Source organism: Microbacterium sp. P03 (assembly GCF_043556235.1).
Lineage (GTDB): Bacteria > Actinomycetota > Actinomycetes > Actinomycetales > Microbacteriaceae > Microbacterium.
This window is the reverse complement of record NZ_JBIGIM010000001.1, coordinates 1-20,879: the sequence shown is the minus strand read 5'-3', so window position 1 is coordinate 20,879 and position 20,879 is coordinate 1. Positions and strand designations below refer to the sequence as shown.

The 20,879-nt window shown below is 70.4% G+C and carries 16 protein-coding genes; 4 read left to right on the top strand and 12 right to left on the bottom strand.

All coding sequences use genetic code 11. The features are described from left to right. Nucleotides 1-133: 133 nt before the first annotated feature. On the top strand, nucleotides 134-640 hold the full coding sequence (locus ACFXOO_RS00080; protein ID WP_378843386.1) for a GNAT family N-acetyltransferase: 507 nt from the start codon (nucleotides 134-136) through the stop codon (nucleotides 638-640). Here the strand turns inward: ACFXOO_RS00080 and ACFXOO_RS00075 are convergent. Together ACFXOO_RS00075 and ACFXOO_RS00070 are read right to left on the bottom strand one after the other, a co-directional pair. Continuing rightward, the gene (locus ACFXOO_RS00075) at nucleotides 615-2,159 is read right to left on the bottom strand and encodes a sensor histidine kinase (protein WP_394562406.1); all 1,545 of its coding nucleotides are present in this window, start codon (nucleotides 2,157-2,159) and stop codon (nucleotides 615-617) included. The two genes, ACFXOO_RS00080 and ACFXOO_RS00075, sit on opposite strands and share 26 nt — an antisense overlap. After that, nucleotides 2,156-2,833, bottom strand: a complete 678-nt coding sequence (locus ACFXOO_RS00070) for a response regulator transcription factor (protein WP_378853212.1) — start codon at nucleotides 2,831-2,833, stop codon at nucleotides 2,156-2,158. The genes ACFXOO_RS00075 and ACFXOO_RS00070 overlap by 4 nt, the downstream gene beginning before the upstream one ends. A gap of 180 nt (nucleotides 2,834-3,013) precedes the next feature. Here ACFXOO_RS00070 and ACFXOO_RS00065 point away from each other — a divergent pair, with 180 nt between their 5' ends. Next, nucleotides 3,014-3,553: a hypothetical protein gene (locus ACFXOO_RS00065; RefSeq protein ID WP_394562404.1), complete on the top strand. Its 540-nt coding sequence runs from the start codon at nucleotides 3,014-3,016 to the stop codon at nucleotides 3,551-3,553. A 58-nt stretch (nucleotides 3,554-3,611) separates the two neighbouring features. Then, nucleotides 3,612-4,388 (top strand): coenzyme F420-0:L-glutamate ligase, encoded by a 777-nt coding sequence (cofE, locus tag ACFXOO_RS00060; protein ID WP_378853208.1) that lies wholly within the window; start codon nucleotides 3,612-3,614, stop codon nucleotides 4,386-4,388. A 29-nt stretch (nucleotides 4,389-4,417) separates the two neighbouring features. Here the strand turns inward: cofE and ACFXOO_RS00055 are convergent, their stop codons facing one another. From ACFXOO_RS00055 to ACFXOO_RS00030, 6 genes are all read right to left on the bottom strand, one after another. Further along, nucleotides 4,418-5,302 (bottom strand): DUF4097 family beta strand repeat-containing protein, encoded by an 885-nt coding sequence (locus ACFXOO_RS00055; RefSeq protein WP_394562402.1) that lies wholly within the window; start codon nucleotides 5,300-5,302, stop codon nucleotides 4,418-4,420. Beyond that, nucleotides 5,299-5,976, bottom strand: coding sequence for a LuxR C-terminal-related transcriptional regulator (locus ACFXOO_RS00050; protein WP_378843376.1), 678 nt, complete (start codon nucleotides 5,974-5,976; stop codon nucleotides 5,299-5,301). Before ACFXOO_RS00050 ends, ACFXOO_RS00055 begins: the two co-directional genes overlap by 4 nt. Next, nucleotides 5,964-7,235 carry a sensor histidine kinase gene (locus ACFXOO_RS00045; protein WP_378853204.1) on the bottom strand — a complete coding sequence of 424 codons (1,272 nt, stop codon included), beginning with the start codon at nucleotides 7,233-7,235 and terminating at the stop codon, nucleotides 5,964-5,966. Before ACFXOO_RS00045 ends, ACFXOO_RS00050 begins: the two co-directional genes overlap by 13 nt. A gap of 99 nt (nucleotides 7,236-7,334) precedes the next feature. Further along, the gene (locus ACFXOO_RS00040) at nucleotides 7,335-8,513 is read right to left on the bottom strand and encodes a cytochrome b/b6 domain-containing protein (protein WP_394562401.1); all 1,179 of its coding nucleotides are present in this window, start codon (nucleotides 8,511-8,513) and stop codon (nucleotides 7,335-7,337) included. A 657-nt stretch (nucleotides 8,514-9,170) separates the two neighbouring features. Next, a complete protein-coding gene (locus tag ACFXOO_RS00035; protein ID WP_394562400.1) occupies nucleotides 9,171-10,139 on the bottom strand; it encodes an electron transfer flavoprotein subunit alpha/FixB family protein in 969 nt (322 codons plus the stop codon). Between the two features lie 9 nt (nucleotides 10,140-10,148). Then, complete coding sequence (locus ACFXOO_RS00030) at nucleotides 10,149-10,925, bottom strand: electron transfer flavoprotein subunit beta/FixA family protein (protein ID WP_378843368.1); 777 nt, start codon at nucleotides 10,923-10,925, stop codon at nucleotides 10,149-10,151. A gap of 90 nt (nucleotides 10,926-11,015) precedes the next feature. On the opposite strand from ACFXOO_RS00030, the gene ACFXOO_RS00025 reads away from it, so the two are divergent. Next, a complete protein-coding gene (locus tag ACFXOO_RS00025) occupies nucleotides 11,016-11,552 on the top strand; it encodes a MarR family winged helix-turn-helix transcriptional regulator (RefSeq protein ID WP_378843366.1) in 537 nt (178 codons plus the stop codon). Nucleotides 11,553-11,573: 21 nt separating this feature from the next. On the opposite strand, the gene ACFXOO_RS00020 is transcribed toward ACFXOO_RS00025, so the two are convergent. From ACFXOO_RS00020 to pulA, 4 genes are all read right to left on the bottom strand, one after another. Beyond that, complete coding sequence (locus ACFXOO_RS00020; RefSeq protein WP_394562399.1) at nucleotides 11,574-12,350, bottom strand: enoyl-CoA hydratase-related protein; 777 nt, start codon at nucleotides 12,348-12,350, stop codon at nucleotides 11,574-11,576. After that, the gene (gene mmsB, locus ACFXOO_RS00015) at nucleotides 12,347-13,264 is read right to left on the bottom strand and encodes a 3-hydroxyisobutyrate dehydrogenase (RefSeq protein WP_394562398.1); all 918 of its coding nucleotides are present in this window, start codon (nucleotides 13,262-13,264) and stop codon (nucleotides 12,347-12,349) included. Before mmsB ends, ACFXOO_RS00020 begins: the two co-directional genes overlap by 4 nt. Next, nucleotides 13,261-14,418 (bottom strand): acyl-CoA dehydrogenase family protein, encoded by a 1,158-nt coding sequence (locus tag ACFXOO_RS00010; protein WP_394562397.1) that lies wholly within the window; start codon nucleotides 14,416-14,418, stop codon nucleotides 13,261-13,263. Before ACFXOO_RS00010 ends, mmsB begins: the two co-directional genes overlap by 4 nt. 105 nt (nucleotides 14,419-14,523) lie before the next feature. Further along, nucleotides 14,524-20,610: a pullulanase-type alpha-1,6-glucosidase gene (gene pulA / locus ACFXOO_RS00005; protein ID WP_394562396.1), complete on the bottom strand. Its 6,087-nt coding sequence runs from the start codon at nucleotides 20,608-20,610 to the stop codon at nucleotides 14,524-14,526. Nucleotides 20,611-20,879: the final 269 nt, after the last annotated feature.

The window sequence follows — 20,879 nt, the reverse complement described above, 5'->3', positions numbered from 1 at the left end:
ATCGTTCGCGCATGCGAACCGGAGACGTGGTGACCACTCGCGACCGACCGGAGCCGTCCCACGCGAGCAGGCTGCGCACCCCCGGGATTCCGCTCGATTTCCCCCCCTCGCGGACGGCGCGTAGAGTCGCCGCATGGAAGCGGATCTGCAGACCGACATCGTCGTCCGACCCGTGCGCGACGTGGATGCCGAGGCCCTCGGACGCGTCCACGCCACCTGCTGGCACGAGACGTACGACCACCTCATCAGCAAGGCCGCGCTCGAGGCCGTCTCGCCCCGGCGACTGGCGGAACTGTGGACCCACTGGGCCTCGCAGGGACCCGACTTCCGCATGCAGGCGGCCCTCGTGAACGGTGACATCGTCGGCTTCGTCGGCTCGGGACCGGCCCGCGACAAGGACGCCCCGACGAACCGCGAGCTCTACTTCATCTACCTGCTCGATGCGTTCCACGGCACGGGCATCGGTCAGCGGCTCTTCGACGCCGCCGTCGACGAGGGGGAGCCGATCTACCTCTGGGTCGCCGACGACAACCCCCGCGCCCACCGCTTCTATACGCGCAACGGGTTCTCGCTCGACGGGGCCACGCACACCGAGCCGTTCCTCGGCGAGACCCTCACCGAGGTCCGCTTCGTCCGCTGACGCCGGCTACGGAGCCCACCACGCCCCCGCCCGCGGTCACGCCGGCCGGAAGCGTCACGACGAAGCGCGCCCCCCTGCCTGACGGCGCGCATGTCACGTCGCCGCCGTGCGCCCGTGCGATCCCGCGGGCGATCGGCAGTCCGAGGCCGGCCCCCGACCCGCGCTCGCGACCGTCGTCGAGCCGCACCAGCCGGTCGAAGATGCGCTCGTGATCGGAGGCCGCGACCCCCGGCCCGTCATCGGTCACGGTGAGGCGCACCACCCCGTCGACGCCGCGTCCGGAGGAATCCACGGCGATCACGACCGTCCCGCGGCCGGACGTCGCGCGCGCGGCGTTGTCGACGATGTTCGCGAGCACCTGCCCCAGGCGATCGACGTCGACGTCCGCCGTGACCGAGGGGTCATCCAGCTCCACCGTGAGCGCGAGCGACGGATGCCGGAGACGCGACCGCGCCGCCTCGGCGTCGATCAGGTCGCCGACCACTACCACCCGCAGGTCGAGGTCGATCCCCCGATCCAGTCGCGCCATCATCAGCATGTCGTCGATCAGCCGTGTCGCCCGCCCCGCCTCCCCCGCCACGATGGCCGCGAACTGCTCTCGCTGCTCGTCGGAAAGTTCGGCGCGCACGAGGGTCTCGGCTGCCGCGCGGATACCCGCGACGGGCGTGCGGAGCTCATGCGCGGCATCCGACACGAACGTCCGAAGGCGTGACTCGGCCTGGAGGGCCGATCGCTCCGCGCCCTCGATGTCGTCGAGCATCTCATCGAACGCCGTCGCGACGCGGCCGATCTCGGTCCGTGAACTCGAGGGGCGCAATCGCCGCCCGCGGTCGCCACCGGCGATCGACCGCGCCACCTCGGTGACCCTGTCGAGGGGTCGCAGCGTCGTCCGCACGACGAGCACCACCCCCGCCGTCGCGACGACCAGAAGGCCGACGGATGCTCCGACCATCACCCACCGCAATTGCACGAGGGTCTGCGAGACCGACGCCGCCGACGCGGTCAGGGTGAGAATCGAGTCGTCGCTGAGCGTCGTGGTCAGCGTGACGAGCGCGTCATCACCGGAGAAGGCCGACGCCGTCACGCTCGGCGCTGCGGACGCGGCGCCACCTGCATCGGCGTCGCCTTCCGCACCCGCGTCGCCCGCCGCATCGTTCGCATCACGCGAAACGCCGCCGGGCGCCGGTCCTGGTCCGTCCAGTCCCGCGGGCGGTCCCGCCCGCAACTGGTCCGGACTCGGCCCGGCCACGATCTGCTCGCCGGCCGCGTTCTCGATCTTCACGGCGAGACCCTGCGCCGACAGTCGCTCCGCCAGCTCGTTCGGGTCGACCGTGCCGATCAGGGCGACGGCGGCCGATGCCCGATCCTGCAGCCGCTCCTCGATCTGCGCGCGCAGCCGCGCGCCCAGGAGCGCCTCGACGGTGACGGCGAGCGCCCCCAGCAGGACGGCGAGCAGCACGAGCACCGCCACGATCGTGCGCGCGCGCAGAGAGCCCGTGCGGAGGCGCCCGTCGCTCATGCCGCGGCGGGGCTCAGCCGATAGCCGATCCCGCGGATCGTGTGGATCAGTCGCGGTCCGTGCTCCTCGAGCTTGCGGCGGAGCGCACTGAGGTGCACCTCCACCAGGTTGGTGTCGTAGTCGTCGTACCCCCACACCTGAGTGAGGATCTGCGCCTTGGACAGCGTGCGCCCGCGACTCGCGGCGAGGAAGCTCAGCAGCCGGAACTCGGTCGCGGTGAGATCGACCGCGACGCCCGCGCGACGGCACGTGGCGGCGTCCGGATCGACCAGAAGGTCATCGATCTGGATCACCGTCGGCACCCGTCCGCGCCGGCGCATCACGGCGGTGGCGCGAGCGACCAGCTCCGCCATCGAGAACGGCTTGACGAGGTAGTCGTCGACCCCCTCGGTGAAGCCGCGCAGGCGGTCGTCGACCTCGTCGCGGGCCGTGAGCATCATGATGCCCGCGTCGCTCGCGGCGCGGACGGTCGAGACGAGCTGGATGCCGCTCGGGCCCGGCATCATCCAATCCAGCACGACCAGGTCGGGGACGAATGAGCGCAACCGCTCCGGCAGCGCCGTGCCGTCGGGGTCTCCGAGGGCGACGAATCCCTCGGCTCCGAGCGCGACGACGAGGGAAGTGCGGATGGCGGCGTCGTCCTCCAGGACGAGCACTCGGGCGGCTGTCGACATCCGAGCACCGTACGGACGCGCGCTATGCGCGGCCTATGCATCGGCTGGCGAGAGGCTGAGGTGCCGGCGGCGGCCGGTCTTAAGTCGCGCTTCAGCTTCGGCTCCGAGGCTGGGATCACCGGCCGGAACGGCCGGGACGACGGCCGGCAGATCGCCGGTCCCCCCGACGACGGAGATGACATGACCGACAACGAGCACCGCGCACCGCGCCCCGACGACGAGGGCGACGCGACCACCCAGGAGTGCCCCACCCTTCAGGCCGTCCCGACCGACCGTCCGCGTCGGTGGCGACGTGCAGGTCTGCTGACCGGAGCCGCCGTCCTCGGCATCGGACTCGTCGCCGGCACCGCGGCGCTCGCGGCGAACGGGGCGACGATGACCCCGGCGTCATCGGTCGCGGCGGCATCCGCGTCACCGGACGCGCCGACCCCCGGCGGATCGGTGCAGACGCCTCGGGGTGCGTCGACGGGAGCACCCACCGAAGCTCGCACGCCTGCTCCCACCGACGGGGCGGACGCGCCCTCCCCGCCGACGGACGCCGCGGAGCCCGACGCGGGCAAGACCGATGCCGCCGGCCAGGAGTGCGGACCGGCGACGGGCGGACCGGGCGCGGTCGGACCGGGCGCGGGCGGACCGCGGGGCGAGGCCCCCACGCCCCCCGCCGACGGCACGCGCCCCACGCCGCCCACCCCGGAGAGCACCGCGCCGCCGGCATCCTGAACGCCTCGCACCCGCAGCCTGTGACACCGTCCGACGCTGCGGGTGCGAAGCTGGAGTCATGCCTGCCACGACCCTCGCCGTCTTCTCGCTCGAGGGAATCCCCGAGATCCACGCGGGCGACGATCTCGTCGCGATCATCGCGGATGCCGCGGCCGACGACCTGCGCGACGGGGACATCCTCGTGGTGACCTCGAAGATCGTCTCGAAAGCCGAGGACCGCTTCGTGATCGCCGACGACCGCGAGGACGCGATCACGGCCGAGACCGTCCGCCTGGTCGCCTCGCGCACCACTCCCGCCGGCCACACGGTCCGCATCGTCGAGAGCCGGCTCGGCATCATCGCGGCCGCCGCAGGGGTCGACGCATCGAACACCCCCGCGGGCACCGTTCTGCTGCTCCCCGAAGACCCGGATGCCTCGGCTCGTGCACTCGCGGAGGGTCTGCGCACCCGGCTCGGCGTGACGGTGGGCGTGATCGTGTCGGACACCCTCGGCCGCGCCTGGCGCGAGGGCCAGACGGACTCCGCCATCGGGGCGGCCGGGGTGCACGTCTTCGAGGACCTCCGCGGGCAGGTCGACGCGGAGGGCCGCCCCCTCACCGTCACGATGCCCTGCGTCGCCGACGAACTGGCCTCGGCGGCCGACCTCGTGAAGGGCAAGGCCGCACGGCGTCCGGTCGCCGTCGTCCGTGGTCGCGCCGACCTCGTCGGGGGCCTCGGCCTGCCCGGCGCGCGGTCCATCGTGCGGCCTGCGGAGCGGGATTTCTTCCACACCGGCTCCGACGAGGCGTGGAGGGAGGGATTCGCTGCGGGTGCAGCATCCCTCCCTCCCGCCTGACGCGACGGCCGCAGCCGCCCGACGTCGGCTCAGCCGGCCGGCAGCAGCTCGACCGATCCGGCCGAGACCCGCACGTCGATCGTGTTGCGGGCGCCCGAGGACGTCTCGAGCTCGTTCGTGAGGTCGCCGGCGGTCGTGTCGGTCGCGCGGACGTCGTATGGCGCGTCGGGCATCGTGAGCTCGAGACCGCCCGCGCTCACGTCGATCGTCACGGTGCGCGGAGGGTCGCCGGCGAGGTTCGCCTCGACCGCCCCGGCGCTGACCGTGAAGTCGGCCGTGGTGACACCGCTCAGATCGAGGTCTGCGCGACCCGCGCTCAGGTCGATGGTCAGGGTGCGCGCCGACCCCTCGACGCTCAGCGAGCCCGCGCCCACCTCGAGGTCGAGCTCGCCGAAGTCGCCCTCGAGGTCGAGCTCGCCGGCAGCGAGCCGGAAATCGCCGTCGAGCGCGGCGCGGCGGAGAGCCGCGGGCAGCGTGAGCACGGCCTCCCCGTTGCCGCCGATCCCCCACCCGAAGCCGAACGCGGAGTCGGGTGAGGACACCTGCAGCGTGTCCTCGTCGCGCTCGAACGTCCAGGCGCCGGCGCCGGTCGAACCTGTGACCTGCAGCGTCGCCTCGTCCACCTCGCCGTAGCGCACCCGCACGGAACCCGTCGAGATGTCGACGTCGAGGTCGTCGATGCCGTTCACGGCCACGGTGCGCGTCTCGGTGCGGACGCTGCCCGACGCGACGGTCGAAACGATCGCGGAGCCGGCGACGAACAGCGCGACCACGACTCCGAGCGAGATCACCAGGATCGCGATGACCCGTGATGCGGGCGCGGAGTGCGCAGGTCGATCGCCCGGTACGGATCCCAGGGGGGGAGGGGTGGGCGAGGTCGGTGGGGTGGGTGGGGTCATGGTGGGGGTGCTCATCGTCCTGTTCCGTTCTGGGGTGTGGGCCCGCCGTGTTCGAGGTGCGCGATCGCGGCGAGCACCCGGCGGTTGCCCGATTCGTCCTGTTCGAGATCGAGCTTCTGGAAGACCGCCGTGATGTGCTTCTCGACGCTGCCCTCCGACACGTGCAGTGCCTTCGCGATCGCCTGATTGGATTTCCCCTCGGCGATGAGGGCGAGCACGGATGCTTCTCGATCGGTCAGCCGCTGCATCCGGGCGTCGCGGGCACGGCGTCCGAGCAGTTGCGCGACGACTTCCGGGTCGAGCACCGTGCCGCCCGCCGCGATCTGGCCGATCGTGTCGAGGAACTCGGTGACGTCGGCCACCCGGTCCTTCAGCAGGTAGCCCAGCGCCCCGCCGTTGCCGGCGATGAGGTCGGCGGCGTACCGCTCCTCGACGTACTGCGAGAGCACCAGCACGGCGAGGTCCGGACGGGCCGCGCGCAGCGAGAGGGCGGCGCGGATGCCCTCGTCCGTGAAGGTCGGGGGAAGCCGCACGTCCAGGATGCAGAGGTCGGGGTCGCCGGAGAGGACGGCTGCGGTGAGGTCCGAGGCATCCGGGATCGCCGCGACCACGAGGTGACCCGCGTCCGCGAGCAGCCGGACGAGGCCTTCGCGCAGGAGCACGGAGTCTTCGCAGATCAGGATGCGCACGGGACGCTCACCTCCACGAGTGTCGGTCCGCCGACGGGGCTGTCGAGGCGGAACGTGCCGCCCGCACCCAGCACGCGGTTCGAGATGCCGTCGATGCCGCCGCCGGGGGTCACGGTCGCACCGCCGAGTCCGTTGTCCTCGACCCGCGCCCACAGGATGCCGCCCTCGCGCTCGCGCACCAGCACGCGGCATTCGCCGGCCCGCGAATGCTTCGCGGCGTTGGTCAGCGACTCGGCGATCACGAAGTACACCGCCGCTTCGGCCGTCGGACTGCATCGCTGGGTGAGCCGCACATCCAGCACGACGGGGATGTGCGAGCGGCCGGCGAGTGCCGACAGCGCGGCATCCAGTCCCCGATCGTCGAGGACGGAGGCGTGGATGCCGCGAGCGAGCTGACGCAACTCGGTGATGGCCGCCTTCGTCGAGGTGTGCGCTTCGGCGATGAGCGCCTTGGCCGCTTCCGGGTCGTCGTCCACCTTCTGCTGCGCCATGCCCAGGGTCATGCCGACCGAGACGAGTCGCGGCTGGACGCCGTCGTGGAGGTCGCGCTCGATGCGGGTGCGCTCGACCTCGGCGGAACGGACGGCTCCCGCCCTCTGCTGGTGCGACGTCTGAGCCTCTGCGGCGAGCTGGGCTTCGCGGGAGGGCACCAGGATGGCGCGGGCGAGCACGCCGTGCAGGATCGCGAGGCCGACGACCGCGGCGAGCGAGACCACCGCGATGAGGATGCCGAGGGGCACCGCCCACTCCGTGGGCACATCCAGGCCGCTGCCGGCGATCCGCACGCCGTCGCCGAGGGCGTACAGCGGGGAGAAGACGAGCGCGACGGCGGAGAACAGCACGCCGACGAGGGCAAGCGCGATGCTGCCGAGGATCGTCGCGACGACGAAGTTCGCGATCGCCCGCCATGTCGTCGGGTCGATCAGCTGCATCCACACGGTGCGGACGAATCCGCCGAAGCCGGGACGGCCGCTCCGCCGCAGGCGCCGCGACGGCAGCCCGAAGTCGTAGAGTCCGTCAATGCGAGCGGCCTCCAGCCAGCCCACACCGAAGAGCACGTAGGCGAATCCGACGAGGAAGAGCAGCCCGATCCCAAGGACGGGGAGCAGCCCGAGCGAGAGCCCGAGGATGGTCGCGAGGGCGCCGATCACGAAGGGCCCGACGGCGCCGAGCGCGACGAGCTGTGCGGCGGCACCGGCGATGCGCAGGGGACGCCAGGTGCTGGAGCGCTGTGGAGGAGGTGCGATCTGGGTGGTCATGGCTCCACGGTAGAACGCAGGCCCCGATCACCGCGCCCCTGCCGACCGGACACTGTGCGTGGGGTTATCCCCCACCCCGACCCGCGCCGACGACCTGACTCAGCGACCCTTCACGGTGCCGAAAAGCCCCGCGATGGGCGCGATCACGAGGGGTCGTGCGGCGACCCAGCCGGCGGCCAGCACCAGCATCGACGCGGCGAAGATCCAGAACCCGGTCCAGTTGACCTCATCGCTCGCGGCGTACATGTGGTTCAGGTTGCGAAGGGCCCCCGTCGCGAACACGAGGACGACGTGCACGAAGATGAACAGCACGAAGTACAGCATCACCGGGAAGTGCACCCTGCGGGCCCACTCGACCGGGTACGCCCTGTTCAGCGCCGTGGCGTTCTTCGGCCAGATGCCCGACATGCGCACGCCCGTGACGATGGCGAGCGGAGCCGCCACGAACACCGTCGCGAAGTAGGCCAGCTGCTGCACGCTGTTGTAGTTCACCCACCCGTTGTCGGTCGGCCAGTCCAGCGAGATGTACTGCAGCACGGCAGAAAGCGCGTTGGGGAACACCGCCCAGCTGGTCGGCACGATCCGCAGCCACTGCCCGGTGATGAACAGCAGCACCACGAAGACCACGCCGTTCACGACCCACAGGATGTCGAGCGCCTGATGGAACCAGAGGGCGAGGCTGATCTTGCGCTTCTTGTTGCCCCGCGGCGACCAGAAGGCGGTGGGTCGCTTCTCGTTCCGCACCCGCAGACCCGAGCGGATGATCAGCACGATGAGGAACGTGTTGAAGAAGTGCTGCCATCCGAGCCATGCGGGGAACCCGACCGGCGCGCCCGCGGGCAGTTCGTACTCTCCGGGGTAGGCCACCAGGAATTCCTGCATGAACGTCAGACTCAGGAGCCAGCGGACGGCGAGCACGACCATCGCCGCACCGAACAGCAGCCCGAGCCCGCCCACGACGACCGCGCCCGCCCACTGCGCCTTCGTGAAGGGTCCGATCCGTTCGGGTTCGGCGGCGGCGTCGCGGCGTGCGTCGTCGGACACCCGCGCCGCTGCTCCGGCGAATGCCGTCGGCCGGAAGACGATCGGGGGTCGCGGCGCCCCGGTCGGCACCAGCGCCGCGGTCATCGGAGGCGTGTGCCGCTCGGGCGAGGCTGTCGAGGGCGCGGCGGGCGCGGGCGCAGGATCGCGGGGCACGGCGGGGACGGATGCCGCGACCTCGGCGGCAACCGGCGGCGGCTTCTTCTCGGCCGTGATCGGGGAAGTCTCCCCGATCACGGAGCTGTCCGCGGCGGCCGGACTTTCCCTGAACACGGAGCTTTCCGCGGCCGGGAGTGCCGATGCGGGCACGGCAGCCGGCGCGGGCGGCCACGGTTCGCCGCTCCGCACGCGCGGAAGCCCGCGACGCAGGCGCGGTCCCCCGGCGTCCGCGGTGGCCTCCGGCGACACGTCACGGGCCGCCGACGGACTGCCGACGGCCACCGGTGATGTCTCCGCGGTCGGACCCGGACGGGGGGCGACCGCACCCGCGTCAGCCGACGCGGGTGACGCGGACGATTCCTGAGGTTCGGCGATGACGGGCATGCCCGCGGACGCCGGCGGCCACGGTTCGCCGCCGGCGACGCGAGGCAGGCCGCGACGCAGCGCCCTCCCCGCGGCGGTTGCGGGGGCGCTGGAGGTCGGCGCGCCTGCTGCGGGCGCCGTGCCCACCGGCGGAGCGGCCTCCATTGGCGAAGCGGCGTCCGCGCGCGGGGCGGCGTCCACCGGCGGAATGGCGTCCGCAGGCGGAGCCGTGGCCTCGGTCGTGGCCTCAAGCGCGCCGACAGCCGCCGCGGCGGCTTCGGGAACGACCGCGTCGGCCGGCGGCCACGGCTCGCCGCCGGCGCGCCGCGGAAGCCCACGACGCAGAGTGCTCGAGAAGGTCGCCACCGGTTGCTAGACCTTCTTCGCCTGCAGCGCCGAGATCAGCTGCGGCACCACGGTGAAGAGGTCGCCCACGACCCCGTAGTCCGCGATCTCGAAGATCGGGGCGTCCGCGTCCTTATTGATCGCGACGATCGTCTTCGCGGTCTGCATGCCTGCCTTGTGCTGGATCGCGCCCGATATGCCGAGCGCGACATACAACTGCGGCGATACGGACACACCCGTCTGCCCCACCTGGTAGGACTGCGGGACGTACCCTGCGTCGACGGCCGCTCGCGATGCGCCCACCGCCGCGCCGAGAACGTCGGCGAGGTCGTCGACGAGCGCGAACTTCTCCCCCGACCCGAGCCCGCGGCCGCCCGAGACGACCTTGACGGCACCGCGCAGTTCGGGCCGCGTCGAGGTGACCACGACCTCGTCGACGGCATCGACGGACGCCGCGCGCCGGCCGGAGGCGACCACCGCGAGGTGCTCCACCTGCGGCGACGCGACGGCCTCGGCTCGGGCATCCACGGCACCCTGGCGGACGGTGATCACCGGTGCGCCCCAGGTCACCGCCGCGTCCACGGTGTACGCGCCGCCGTATACGGAGTGCTGGGCGACGACCCCCTCGGGATCGCGCGTGACTCCGACGGCGTCCACGCAGAGGCCCCGGCGCGCTCGTGCCGCGAAACGTCCCGCCACATCGCGCCCCTCGATCGAATTCGACACGAGGATCGCGTCCGGACGCACGAGATCGGCTGCGGCGGCCAGCGCATCCACGGCGGACACCGTCAGCCCCTCCCCGGGAGGGGCGAGGACGACGGATACCGCGCCCAGAGCCGCGGCATCGGCCACCAGCCTCTCGTCGCCGACGATGAGCGCGACGGGCGTGCCCACCTGGGCGGCAGCACCCAGCAGGCCGGCGGCGGATGCCGCCAGCGTGCCCGACGGTGTCACATCCAGCACGACGAGGATCGAATCGTCTACATACTCGGTCATGTCCCTGTCCTATGCCAGCCTGTTCTGGATGAGGAAGTCGGCGAGCTTCTCGCCCGCGTCGCCCTCGTCGACGATCTTGGTCCCGGCCGAGCGCGCGGGCTTCTCCGCCAGGGCGATCACGATCGTGCGCGACGCCTCGGGGTCCTCCGCGTTGACGCCGAGGTCGTCCAGCGACACGACCTCGAACGGCTTCTTCTTCGCCGCCATGATGCCCTTGAAGTTCGGGAAGCGGGCGTCGGGCATGGCCTCGGTGATCGAGATGACCGCGGGCAGATCGGCCGAGACCCGCATCGTCGCCGCATCCGACGCCCGTGTGCCCGTCACGCGGTCCTCGCCGATCTCGACCTCTGTCAACGTGGTGAGATGGGGCGCGTCGAGCAGTTCGGCGACCATGGCGGCCATCACGCCTCCCGAGCCGTCGGTGGACTGATTACCGGTGATGACCAGGTCGTAGCCGGTGCGCTTCACGGCGGCGGCCAGCACTTCCGCCGTGAGACCGAGGTCGGCGCCGATCATCGCGTCGTCGACGACCTGCACGGCCGACGTCGCACCCATCGCGAGCCCCTTGCGGACCGTCGCCGCAGCCGACTCGGGCGCGGCCGACAGGACCACGACCTCAGTGCCGGGATTCTTGTCGGCGTAGCTCAGCGCGACCTCGAGAGACCGTTCCCCGATCTCGTCGAGAACGTTCTCGCTCGCGGCTCGATCGGCCAGACCGGTCTCGAGATCCAGCTTGCGATCCCCGTACGTATCCGGGACCTCTTTGACCAGGACGACGATCTTCATGGGCACACTCTCCTCCGTCTGTTCGATTCTACGGCGGCGGTGCAGCCGCTACCGTGGACAGCGCCGACTGCACCAGAACGGAGGAATGCGATGGTCCGCCAGGGCCCACTTCCGGTCGATCCGATCGCCGAGGCCAAGCGCCAGTGGCTGGCGCACGGCTGGACGGATGCCGCGAGCGGCATGACCGCGGTGACCTCGATCATCCGCGCCCAGCAACTGCTGCTCGCTCGCATCGAATCGTCGCTCAAGCCTTTCGCCCTGTCGTTCGCGCGGTACGAGCTGCTGCGCCTGCTCGCCTTCTCCCGCGAGGGGCGCATGCCGATGTCGAGCGCGATCGCACGTTTGCAGGTGCACCCCACCAGCGTGACGAACACGGTCGATCGACTCGTCCGCGACGACCTGGTCGTGCGCGCCCCGCACCCCGTCGACGGGCGGGCGGCGATGCTCGAGCTCACGGATGCCGGCCGGGATCTCGTGGAGCGGGCGACCATCGCGCTCAACGACGACGTCTTCACCGACCCCGGCCTGTCGGAGTCCGACACCGACGAGCTCGTCGGCATCATCGCGCGCCTGCGCAAGGCCTCGGGAGACTTCGCCGACCCGCGGCCGCAGCCCGAGCCCCTGTGACGCGAGCCGCGTCGGTGCGGGTCAGCGGTTCTGGAAGGCAGGCGTGCGCTTCTCACGGAATGCCGCCATTCCTTCCTTCTGGTCGGCGGTGTCGAACAGGGACGTGAACGCCTCGGTCTCGACCGCCAGGCCCTCGGCGAGCGACGTCTGCATCGCGGCGTCGAGCGCGGCCTTCGCCGCGTAGACGGACGGCAGCGACTTCGAGGCGATCGTCTCGGCCACGGTGGACGCCTCGGCCAGAAGGTCGACGGCGGGAACCACGCGCGAGACGAGCCCCGCGCGCTCGGCCTCGTGGGCGTCCATCAGGCGGCCCGTGAGCACGAGTTCAGCGGCCTTGTAGTAGCCGACCGCCCGCAGCAGCCGCTGGGTGCCCCCCATTCCGGGGATCACGCCGAGGTTGATCTCGGGCTGACCGAACCGAGCACTGTCGGCGGCGAGGATGATGTCGCACATCATCGCCAGCTCGCATCCTCCGCCGAGGGCGTAGCCAGACACCGCGGCGATGACGGGGGTGCGCACATCGGCGAATCGCGACCACTCGCCGAACGTGTCGCTTGCGCGCATCTGCGCGGTCGACTGCGACTCCATCTCCTTGATGTCGGCCCCGGCCGCGAACGCACGGTCCGAGCCGGTCAGCACGATCGCGCCGATACCCTCGTCGTCGTCGAATGCGGTCGCGGCGGACACCACATCGCGCATGAGCTGCGCGTTGAGGGCGTTCAGGGCCTTCGGCCGGTTCAGGGTGATCCACCCGACCCGACCCCGTGTCTCGACGATGATCGTCTCGTAATCGGTCATTGCTGCTCCTGCTCCTGTGCGCTCGCGGATCGGATCGTGGTGATGACCCCCGAGAAATCCTGCCCCGCTCCGGGTCCTGAGGCGAACTCGTTGTAGATGTCACGCGCGAGCATGCCCATCCGGGCGTCGACACCTGTCCGATCGATCGCCTTCGCCGCCAGTGCGAGGTCCTTGCTCATCAGGGCGCCGGCGAAGCCGGGACGGAAGTCGCGGTTCGCGGGACTCGTCGGCACGGGCCCGGGCACCGGGCAGTTCGTCGTGAGCGCCCAGCACTGGCCGGATGCATGGGCGGCGACATCGAACAGCGCGTCGTGACTGAGACCGAGTCGCTCGCCGAGCACGAATGCCTCGGCGACCGCGATCTGCGACACCGCGAGGATCATGTTGTTGCAGACTTTCGCCGCTTGACCGAGTCCGGGGCCGCCGCAGTGCACGACCCGCGCGCCCATCACGTCGAGGATGGGCAGTGCCGCGGCGAACGCGTCATCCGCGCCGCCCACCATGAACGCAAGCGTGGCGTTCTCCGCACCTACCACGCCGCCTGACACGGGGGCGTCGAGCGACCGATGACCGGAGGCCGAGGCCGCCGCGTGCGCCGCGCGGGCGTCGTCGACGGCGATGGTCGAGCAGTCGACGAAGAGCGCTCCGGGGGCGGCGACGTCCAGCAGTCCCGGCGCGCCGTCCGTTCCGCGATACGCGCCGAGTACCTGAGGCCCGGCCTGGAACATCGTGAAGACGATCTCGGCGCCGGTCGCAGCATCCGTCCCCGTCGCCGCGACCGCGACGCCCGCCTCCCGTGCGGCGTCGCGCGCGTCTGCCGAGAGGTCGAACCCGACGACGTCGTGACCGGCGACGGCGAGGTTGCGAGCCATCGGCAGGCCCATATGGCCGAGCCCGAGGAAGGAGATCTTCACCGCCGTGTCCCCATGAGTTCGCGACCGATGATGACGCGCATGATTTCGTTCGTGCCCTCGAGGATCTGATGAACCCGCAGGTCGCGCACGACCTTCTCGATCCCGTAGTCATGCAGATACCCGTATCCGCCGTGCAGCTGGAGCGCCTCGTTCGCGACCCGGAAGCCGGCGTCGGTGGCGTACCTCTTGGCCATCGCGCACTGCATCGCGACGTCGGGGTGGTGCTCGTCGATCGCCTGGGCCGCATCGCGGACGAGCGCGCGGGCGGCCCGCAGCTCGGTGGCCATGTCGGCGAGGGTGAAGATGACGGACTGCTTCTCGGCGAGCGGCTCGCCGAACGTGAAGCGCTCGTGCACATACGCGACCGCACGATCGAGCGCCCACTGCGCTCCGCCCAGCGAGCACGCCGCGATGCTCACGCGTCCGCCGTTCAGCGCCGACATCGCGATCGAGAACCCGCGCCCCTCTCCGCCGAGCACGGCCGAGACGGGCACCCGTACCTCGTCGAGGATCACCTGACGGGTCGGCTGGGCGTTCCAGCCCATCTTCTTCTCGTTCACGCCGAAGCTCAGGCCCTCCGCGTCGCCGGGCACGAGGAAAGCGGTGATGCCGCGTGCGCCCGGCTCACCCGTCCGCGCCATGACGACGTAGACGGACGCCTCGCCCCCACCCGAGATGAATTGCTTCACTCCTGTCAGCACGAAGTGTTCGCCGGAGCGGATCGCAGAGGTGGTGATGGCCGCGGCGTCCGATCCCGCGCCGGGCTCGGTGAGGCAGTAGCTGCCGAAGCCGTCCATCGCGGTGAGGAGGGGAAGCCACTCCTGTCGCTGAGCATCGTCGCCGTAGGTGTCGATCATCCAGGCGACCATGTTGTGGATCGTGATGAAGGCGGCGATCGACGGGTCGGCCTGGGCGAGCTCTTCGACCACCGCGACGGCATCGAGCCGCGACATGGCCGTGCCGCCGACGTCATCGCGCACGTAGAGCCCGCCGAGTCCGAGCTCGCCCGCGTGACGCAGGGTCTCGCGGGGGAAGTGCTTCCGCTCATCCCACTCCAAGGCATGCGGAGCGATTTCGGATGACGCGAAATCACGGACGGCGTCGAGGATGGCCGTGCGCTCTTCTGCGCTGATCGACATCACGTTCGAGGACATTTCGCTGACTCCTTCGGCACCTTCGTTGGCACAGTGCCGAGTTTAGCTTGTCCTCCGACCAGATAGCTGGAAGTCCTACTACCTTTCCGCCGTCCCTGACCCCTGTCAGTAGAGGATGAGCGGAACGGGGAACGGCGACTGCGAATCCAGCCAACCCTCGGAGCCCGTGAACGAGGTACGCAGGAGGTGCAGGCCGCGCCCGAGAGCCGGCAGGGGCACGGAGAAACGACCGTCGGCGGCAGCCGTCAGCTCGAACGTCGCGATCACCGTTCCGCGATCGGTGACGGTGACGGTCCCCACCGGCGCGGAGCCGTCCTGCGCGGTGACCTTGCCGATGACCGAGACCGGAGTGCCGACCTTGGCCAGGAACCGGGTCAACACGGCGATGGTCCGCGTCGACACCGGCTCCACCTGCGCGTCGACGAGCACCGCGACCGAGCGCGCCGGCACCGTGACGCTGCCCGTCGCGGCATCCCACGTCGTGGTCTTCACGACGGGATCCGACCCGTCGGCCTGCGCGGAGGCGAGGGCGAAGCCGCGGCCGGCCAAGGCGGGAAGGCTCTGCGTCGTCGCCTGCGGAGAGGCGTTGAACACCACCAGCGCCCCTTCGAGCGCGGGGTCGACGTCCTCCCCCACCAGATCGTCGATCAGCATCACGATGACGCCGGGCGTGGCATCCGGCCCGCTGCCGGGGAAGCTGACCTTCTCGCGGATCAGGTCGGCCGATCCGAGGGTCAGCAGTTGCACGTCCGATCTCAGTCGCAGCAGGTCGAGGGCGGATGCCTCGGCCGATCCGATGTCGGAGGCGGCCGGTTTCAGCGCCGGGTCGGCCAGCAGCGGCGCCATGATCGGCCACTTCTCCTCGTTGTCGGGGGCGGGCGGCAGGCCCGATCCGAAGGTGGATTCCTGCCCGGTCCAGTCGATGCGATTGAACCAGTCGCCCGAGTTGTAGCTGTTGCGGTCGAGGGACTTCGATCGCAGCAGTTCGGTGCCCGCGTGCCAGAAGGACGGCGACTGCGAGAGCGTCACGGTCGCGAGCGACAGGGTGTTCATGCGCACCCTGTCGGCCATCGTCGTGCTCTGCGGCAGCTTGAGCACCGACAGGTCGTAGAGCGTCTCGTTGTCGTGCGCATCGACGTAGTTGATCGTCTCGTCGGGCTGATCGGCGTAGCCCGCAGCCGCGCCGTTGTAGTCCAACTCGTCTCCGCGCTTCACCGAGCCGTCGGTGGTGGTCAGCTCGAATGCCCGCAGGTTGCCGGTGAGTCCGAGCTTGACCAGATCGGTCTGCGTGCCGAGGTCTGCGAGCGCCTGCTCGGTGGACCCGTTGATCGCGTCGCCGTTGGGGTCGGTGCCGAGACCCGTCCCGAACCCCTGACGGAACGTCGTCGAGGAGTCGACGGGACTGCCGCCGTGCACCGCGTCGCGGAGCCGGTCGTTGAACGTGCCGATACCGGTGCCGCCCAGCTGGCCCTGGGTGGCCTGCTCGAAGAGGGCGTTGTCGGCGACCTCGCCGAAGTTCCAGCCCTCGCCGTACAGATAGACCGCCGAGCCGTCGACGCCGTCCTCAGCGACAGTCAGAGCGTCCAGCGCCGCACGCACCTCGAGCATGTTCTGCTTCGAGTGATGGCCCATCAGGTCGAACCGGAACCCGTCGACCTTGTACTGGGTGGCCCAGAGGACGACCGAGTCCACCATCAGCTTCCCCGCCGCCGCATGCTCGGTCGCGACGTTCTGACAGCACGTCGACGTCTCCACGGCGCCCGCGGCGTTGAGCCGCTGGTAGTAGCCGGGCACGACCTGATCGAGCACCGACTTCTGGTCCTGGCCGGATGCCGCCGTGTGGTTGAACACCTCGTCGAGCACGACCTGCAGGCCCATCCCGTGGAGGGCGCCGACCATGCCGCGGAACTCGGCCACGCGGGCGCCGCCGTCGGGATCGACCGCGTACGACCCCTCGGGTGCGGAGAAGTGCAGCGGGTCGTAGCCCCAGTTGTAGCCGTCCGTGTCGGCGACTGCTGCGACACACGCCTGCTGGTCGGCGGCTGCGGGACCGAACGACGTCAGGTCGCAGTCGGGGGTCGCCTGAGCGCCACGATCCTCCTCGATCGTGGCGATGTCGAACGAGGGCAGCAGGTGCACGGTGTTGATGCCGGCGTCCGCGAGCTGGCGCAGCTGACGCGTGCCGGCGCTGTCGCGCGTGAAGGCCCGGTAGGTGCCCCGTTCGGCGGCCGGCACCGTGTCGTCGCCGATGGAGAAGTCGCGGATGTGCAATTCGTAGATCGAGCGATCGACCGGCTGCGCGACCACCGGAGCGGCGGTCTTCTCCCACTGCTTCGGGCGCCACTCCTTGTCGCCGAGGTCGACCGCCACCGAGCGCTCGGAGTTCTCGGTGAGGGCGATCGAGGAGGGGTCCGTGACGACGTTCGTCTCGACAGCTCCGGTCGAGGGCGCATAGACCTCGACCTCCCAGAGGTACTCGTCGCCCTTGAGCGCCTTCTTCCCCGCGAACGACCAGACACCGGATGCCGCGTCCCATTCCGCCTCGTGGCGCTGCGGGTCACCATCGGCGCCGGCATCCCAGGTCAGCAAGGTGGCGGAGCGCGCGGTCGGCGCCCAGAGGGCGAAGGTCGGCTTCTTGCCCTGGAAGGTCACGCCGAGTGCGGCGCCCTCCAGCGCGTCGGCGTACAGGTCGTCGAGCACGCCCGGAAGCTGCACGCCGGTGAAGGCGGTGAGCGCACCGTCGCCGTCGTACTGCGCCACGCGCAGCTGGTCCTTGACGACGGCGGCCACCGCGTCGACGTTGAGTCCTGCAGGGTGCAGCGCGATGTAGCCCGCGAGGGCGGGGAACGCCGCCTTCTGCGCATCCGTCAATCCTGCCGGGTCGCGTTCGAGGACGATCGGCGCGTCGGACCCGCTGCCGGCCGGCAGGCCGTCGACGACGTTCAGAGACGCGTCGGCGGAGTGGAGCAACTGCCACGAGGCATCCGTCGCGGCCGATCCCAGATCAGCCGGCCAGGCGAGCGTGTCCGCGTCGATCCAGTGCGCGCGGGATTCACCGACACCGGCGAGGGGCGGGTCGGTCACGTCGATCTCGAGCACGTGCGTGGCCAGGGTGTATCGGAACACCGTGAGCTTGCCGGCCGACGCGCTGAAGGAGTAGTTCGCCCCACCGGGGACACCGCCCTGTCCGTAGCTCTCATCCCACGACAGCGCGTGGGCGGGTTTCACCTCGTAGGCGCCGTCGGGGATCGCCGACGTCGAGAATTCATAGACCCCGTCGCCGTCACCGTCGGCCATGAGGCTCACGAGGCAGTCCGGCGCCCAGTCGCCGGGGCAGCCGAGCTCGCTCTGGTAGTTGCCCGGAAGCGTCACGATCGGGCCTTGGGCGGTGGATTGCGCGATATTCGTCCGCGGATCGAAGTAGAACGTGACCGTCGTCGGCTCGGTCAGCGTGTAGGCGATGTTGCCGCCGTCGAAGACGCCGTTCGCCCCGTAGTTGAGGGTCCACGAGCCGTTCAGCGCCACTTTGTATTCGTAGGCGCCTGCCGGAAGCTCGAACGACCCGGCCCAGATCCCGTCGGGACGCAGCGTGAGCTTCGCCGCGTCGCAGGCGGGATCCCAGTCGGCCGCGCAGCCCATCTCGGAATTGTGGCTGCCGGGCACCGTGACCATGTCGATGGGCTGTTCGGGCACCTCCGGAACCTCGACGGTCACGGCGTTACCGACCGACGCGTACGTCGACGCGGCGGAGTGCTGCCCGGCCGCGTCGGTCGTGACGACCCGGTACTCCACGAGCGTCCCCGTGGCCAGGCCGGCGGGGTCGTGGAAGACGCGAGGATCGGAGTCCTCAGCGGTGCCGAGCGCCGTCCATTCGTCGTCACCGGCGATGCGCCAGGCGAAGCTCGACTCCTGCCAGACGGCGTCGTCGACATCCGCCGAGACCGGGCTGACTCCCGACAGTCCCGCGCCCGCGGCGGGGGCCGTGAGCGTCACGGCGCCAGCCGCCTCGGGAGCGGTCACCGCGCGATCGGCCTTCCACACCACGGCTCCGAGAGCAGGAACGGTGATGGATGCCGCGGCCGAGGCATCCGTCGTCACCGTCGTCCCATCGCCGTGGAGCACCGCGTACGACGCACTCGGGGTGAGCGTGGTCAGGTCGACGCTCGCCGCCGTCGTGGAATTGTTGACCGCGACGAGGTACTCGGTCTTCTCCTGGCGGTCGACACGCGAGAACGCGTAGACCCCGGGGCCGTTGGCGGCGTAGCGCTCGATCTGCGCGCCGGTCGAGAGCGCGGGGTGCGCGGCGCGCAGGGCGGCGAGCTCGGCGATGTGCGTGTAGAGCGGCGCATCGGTGGCGTACCGGTCGACCGATCCGGCCGTCTCGCCGGTGATCAGCGGCTGGTTCTGATAGTCGGCCACCTGGCTGGCGAAGAGGCTCTGTCGTGCGTCCTTGTCACCCCCCGTTCCCGCGAAGCCCTGCTCGTCGCCGTAGTAGACGACCGGCTGGCCGCGCGTGAGGAACATCAGGTCGTGCGCCAGCTCGTCACGCTGCAGCGGCGCATCGGTCGAACGCAGGAACGAGCCCACCCGGCCCATGTCGTGGTTTCCGAGGAAGGTGGGCAGAGCGGATGCCGAGCTGTCGGCCGTCGTGTAATAGTCGTCGCCGGCGAACAGGCTCTGCAGACCCTTCGCGGAGTTTCCCGAGGCGTACCCGACCGCGGAGGACTGGAACGTGAAGTCGAGCACCGAGTTCATGTCGCTGTTGCGGACGTAGGGCGACAGCTTCACAGGATCGGCGTCGTACACCTCTCCGAACATGAAGAAGTCCGGCTTGCCGTTGGCATGGGCGTAGTCGAGCACTTCCGTGGTCCACTGCTCCCAGAACTCGAAGTTCACGTGCTTCGCGGTGTCGATGCGGAACCCGTCGATGCCGAGGTCGATCCAGTCCTGGTAGACGTCGACGAAGCCGTCGACCACGGCGGGGTTCTCGGTCATGAGATCGTCGAGTCCACTGAAGTCGCCGAACGTGGTCGACTCCCCGCTATACGTCGAGTCTCCGCGGTTGTGGTACAGCGTCGGGTCGTTCAGCCAGGCGGGCACCTTGATGTCGGCGTCGGCGGGCGCGATCACGGGTGTGTACGGAAAGCTTGTCGCCGGGTCCGTGGCCGGGAAGGTGTCGGTGCCCGCGTACGTGGCCGGGTCGAAGACGTTTCCGTCGGCGTCTCTGTACGGCTCAGTGGCCTGGTCGATGTAGCCGTACTCGCCCTCCTGGTAGGAGATGACGTCGGCGGTGTGATTCGTGATGATATCGAAGTAGATGTCGATGCCCATCGCGTGGGCCTCGTCGATCAAGGCCTCGAGGTCAGCGTTGGTGCCCAGGTGCGGATCGATCTGCGTGAAGTCGGTGATCCAGTAGCCGTGGTACCCCGCGCTGACGTTCGCCCCCACGCCTTGGACGGGACGGTTCTTGAAGCTCGGCGTCAACCAGATCGCCGTCGTGCCGAGGCCCTTGATGTAATCCAGCTGAGACCGGAGCCCGGCGATGTCACCGCCGTTGAAGAAGCCCTTGTCGGTGGGGTCGTAGCCGTTCGCAAGCCGGTCGCCGGCGATCCCGCCGGTGTCGTTGGTCGTGTCGCCGTTGGCGAAGCGGTCGGTCATCGTGAAGTAGAACTGCTTACCGGCACCCGCCTGCCGCACCGGCGCGGCCACCAGCCCGTCGTCGTCCGCTGTGTAGGCCGATCGCGTGCTGACCAGCTCGAGCCCGACGCGCTTGGCGGTGTCGTCGAAGACGAAGCGCAGGATGCTGGCGCCCGCCGTCGTCAGTGGGATGTTGTCGCCGCCGCCGTTCAGTCCGTAGGCCTCGTCCCATCCGTCGTCGACGGCGACCTTGTACTCCCACGTTCCGGCGGGGACCTCGAACTCTGCCGCGTAGACGCCCTCCTCGCCCGTCGCGATCAGCTCGGTCTCAGCGCAGTCGGGCGCCCAGTCCGCAGCGCATCCAAGCTCGCTCTGCAGATCGCCCACCACAGCGAAGGTTCGGTCGGCTGCGGCGTCTTCTGCTGCGGCTGTTGCGGCGAACGCGGCGGCGGACGCGGCGGGCGGTGGCGAGGCCCACGCCCCCGACGCCACGAGGGCGACGGCGAGGAGAGGGGCGAGGACGCGACGAGTGCGCGCTCCGGTCGATGCCGACACGTCAGGCTCCCTGGTACACCGACCGGTACTCCGCTGTGACCGGTCTGAGGTGGGTGCGACGGTACCGGCTCGCATAGCAAACGGCAAGGGCTTGCACAGCTCATCGAGAGCGGGGCGCGATCCCGCTTAGCCGGGGCTTCGTGCGCGTAGTGCCCGGCTCAGGCGGGTGGGTGATGTGGTGACGGGTCTCCACTGCCTTCCGGGGTCCCATGCGGATGGACCGCGTATTTCGGGGATGCCGCCCCGCATGCGCACTTTCCACCCGTTCG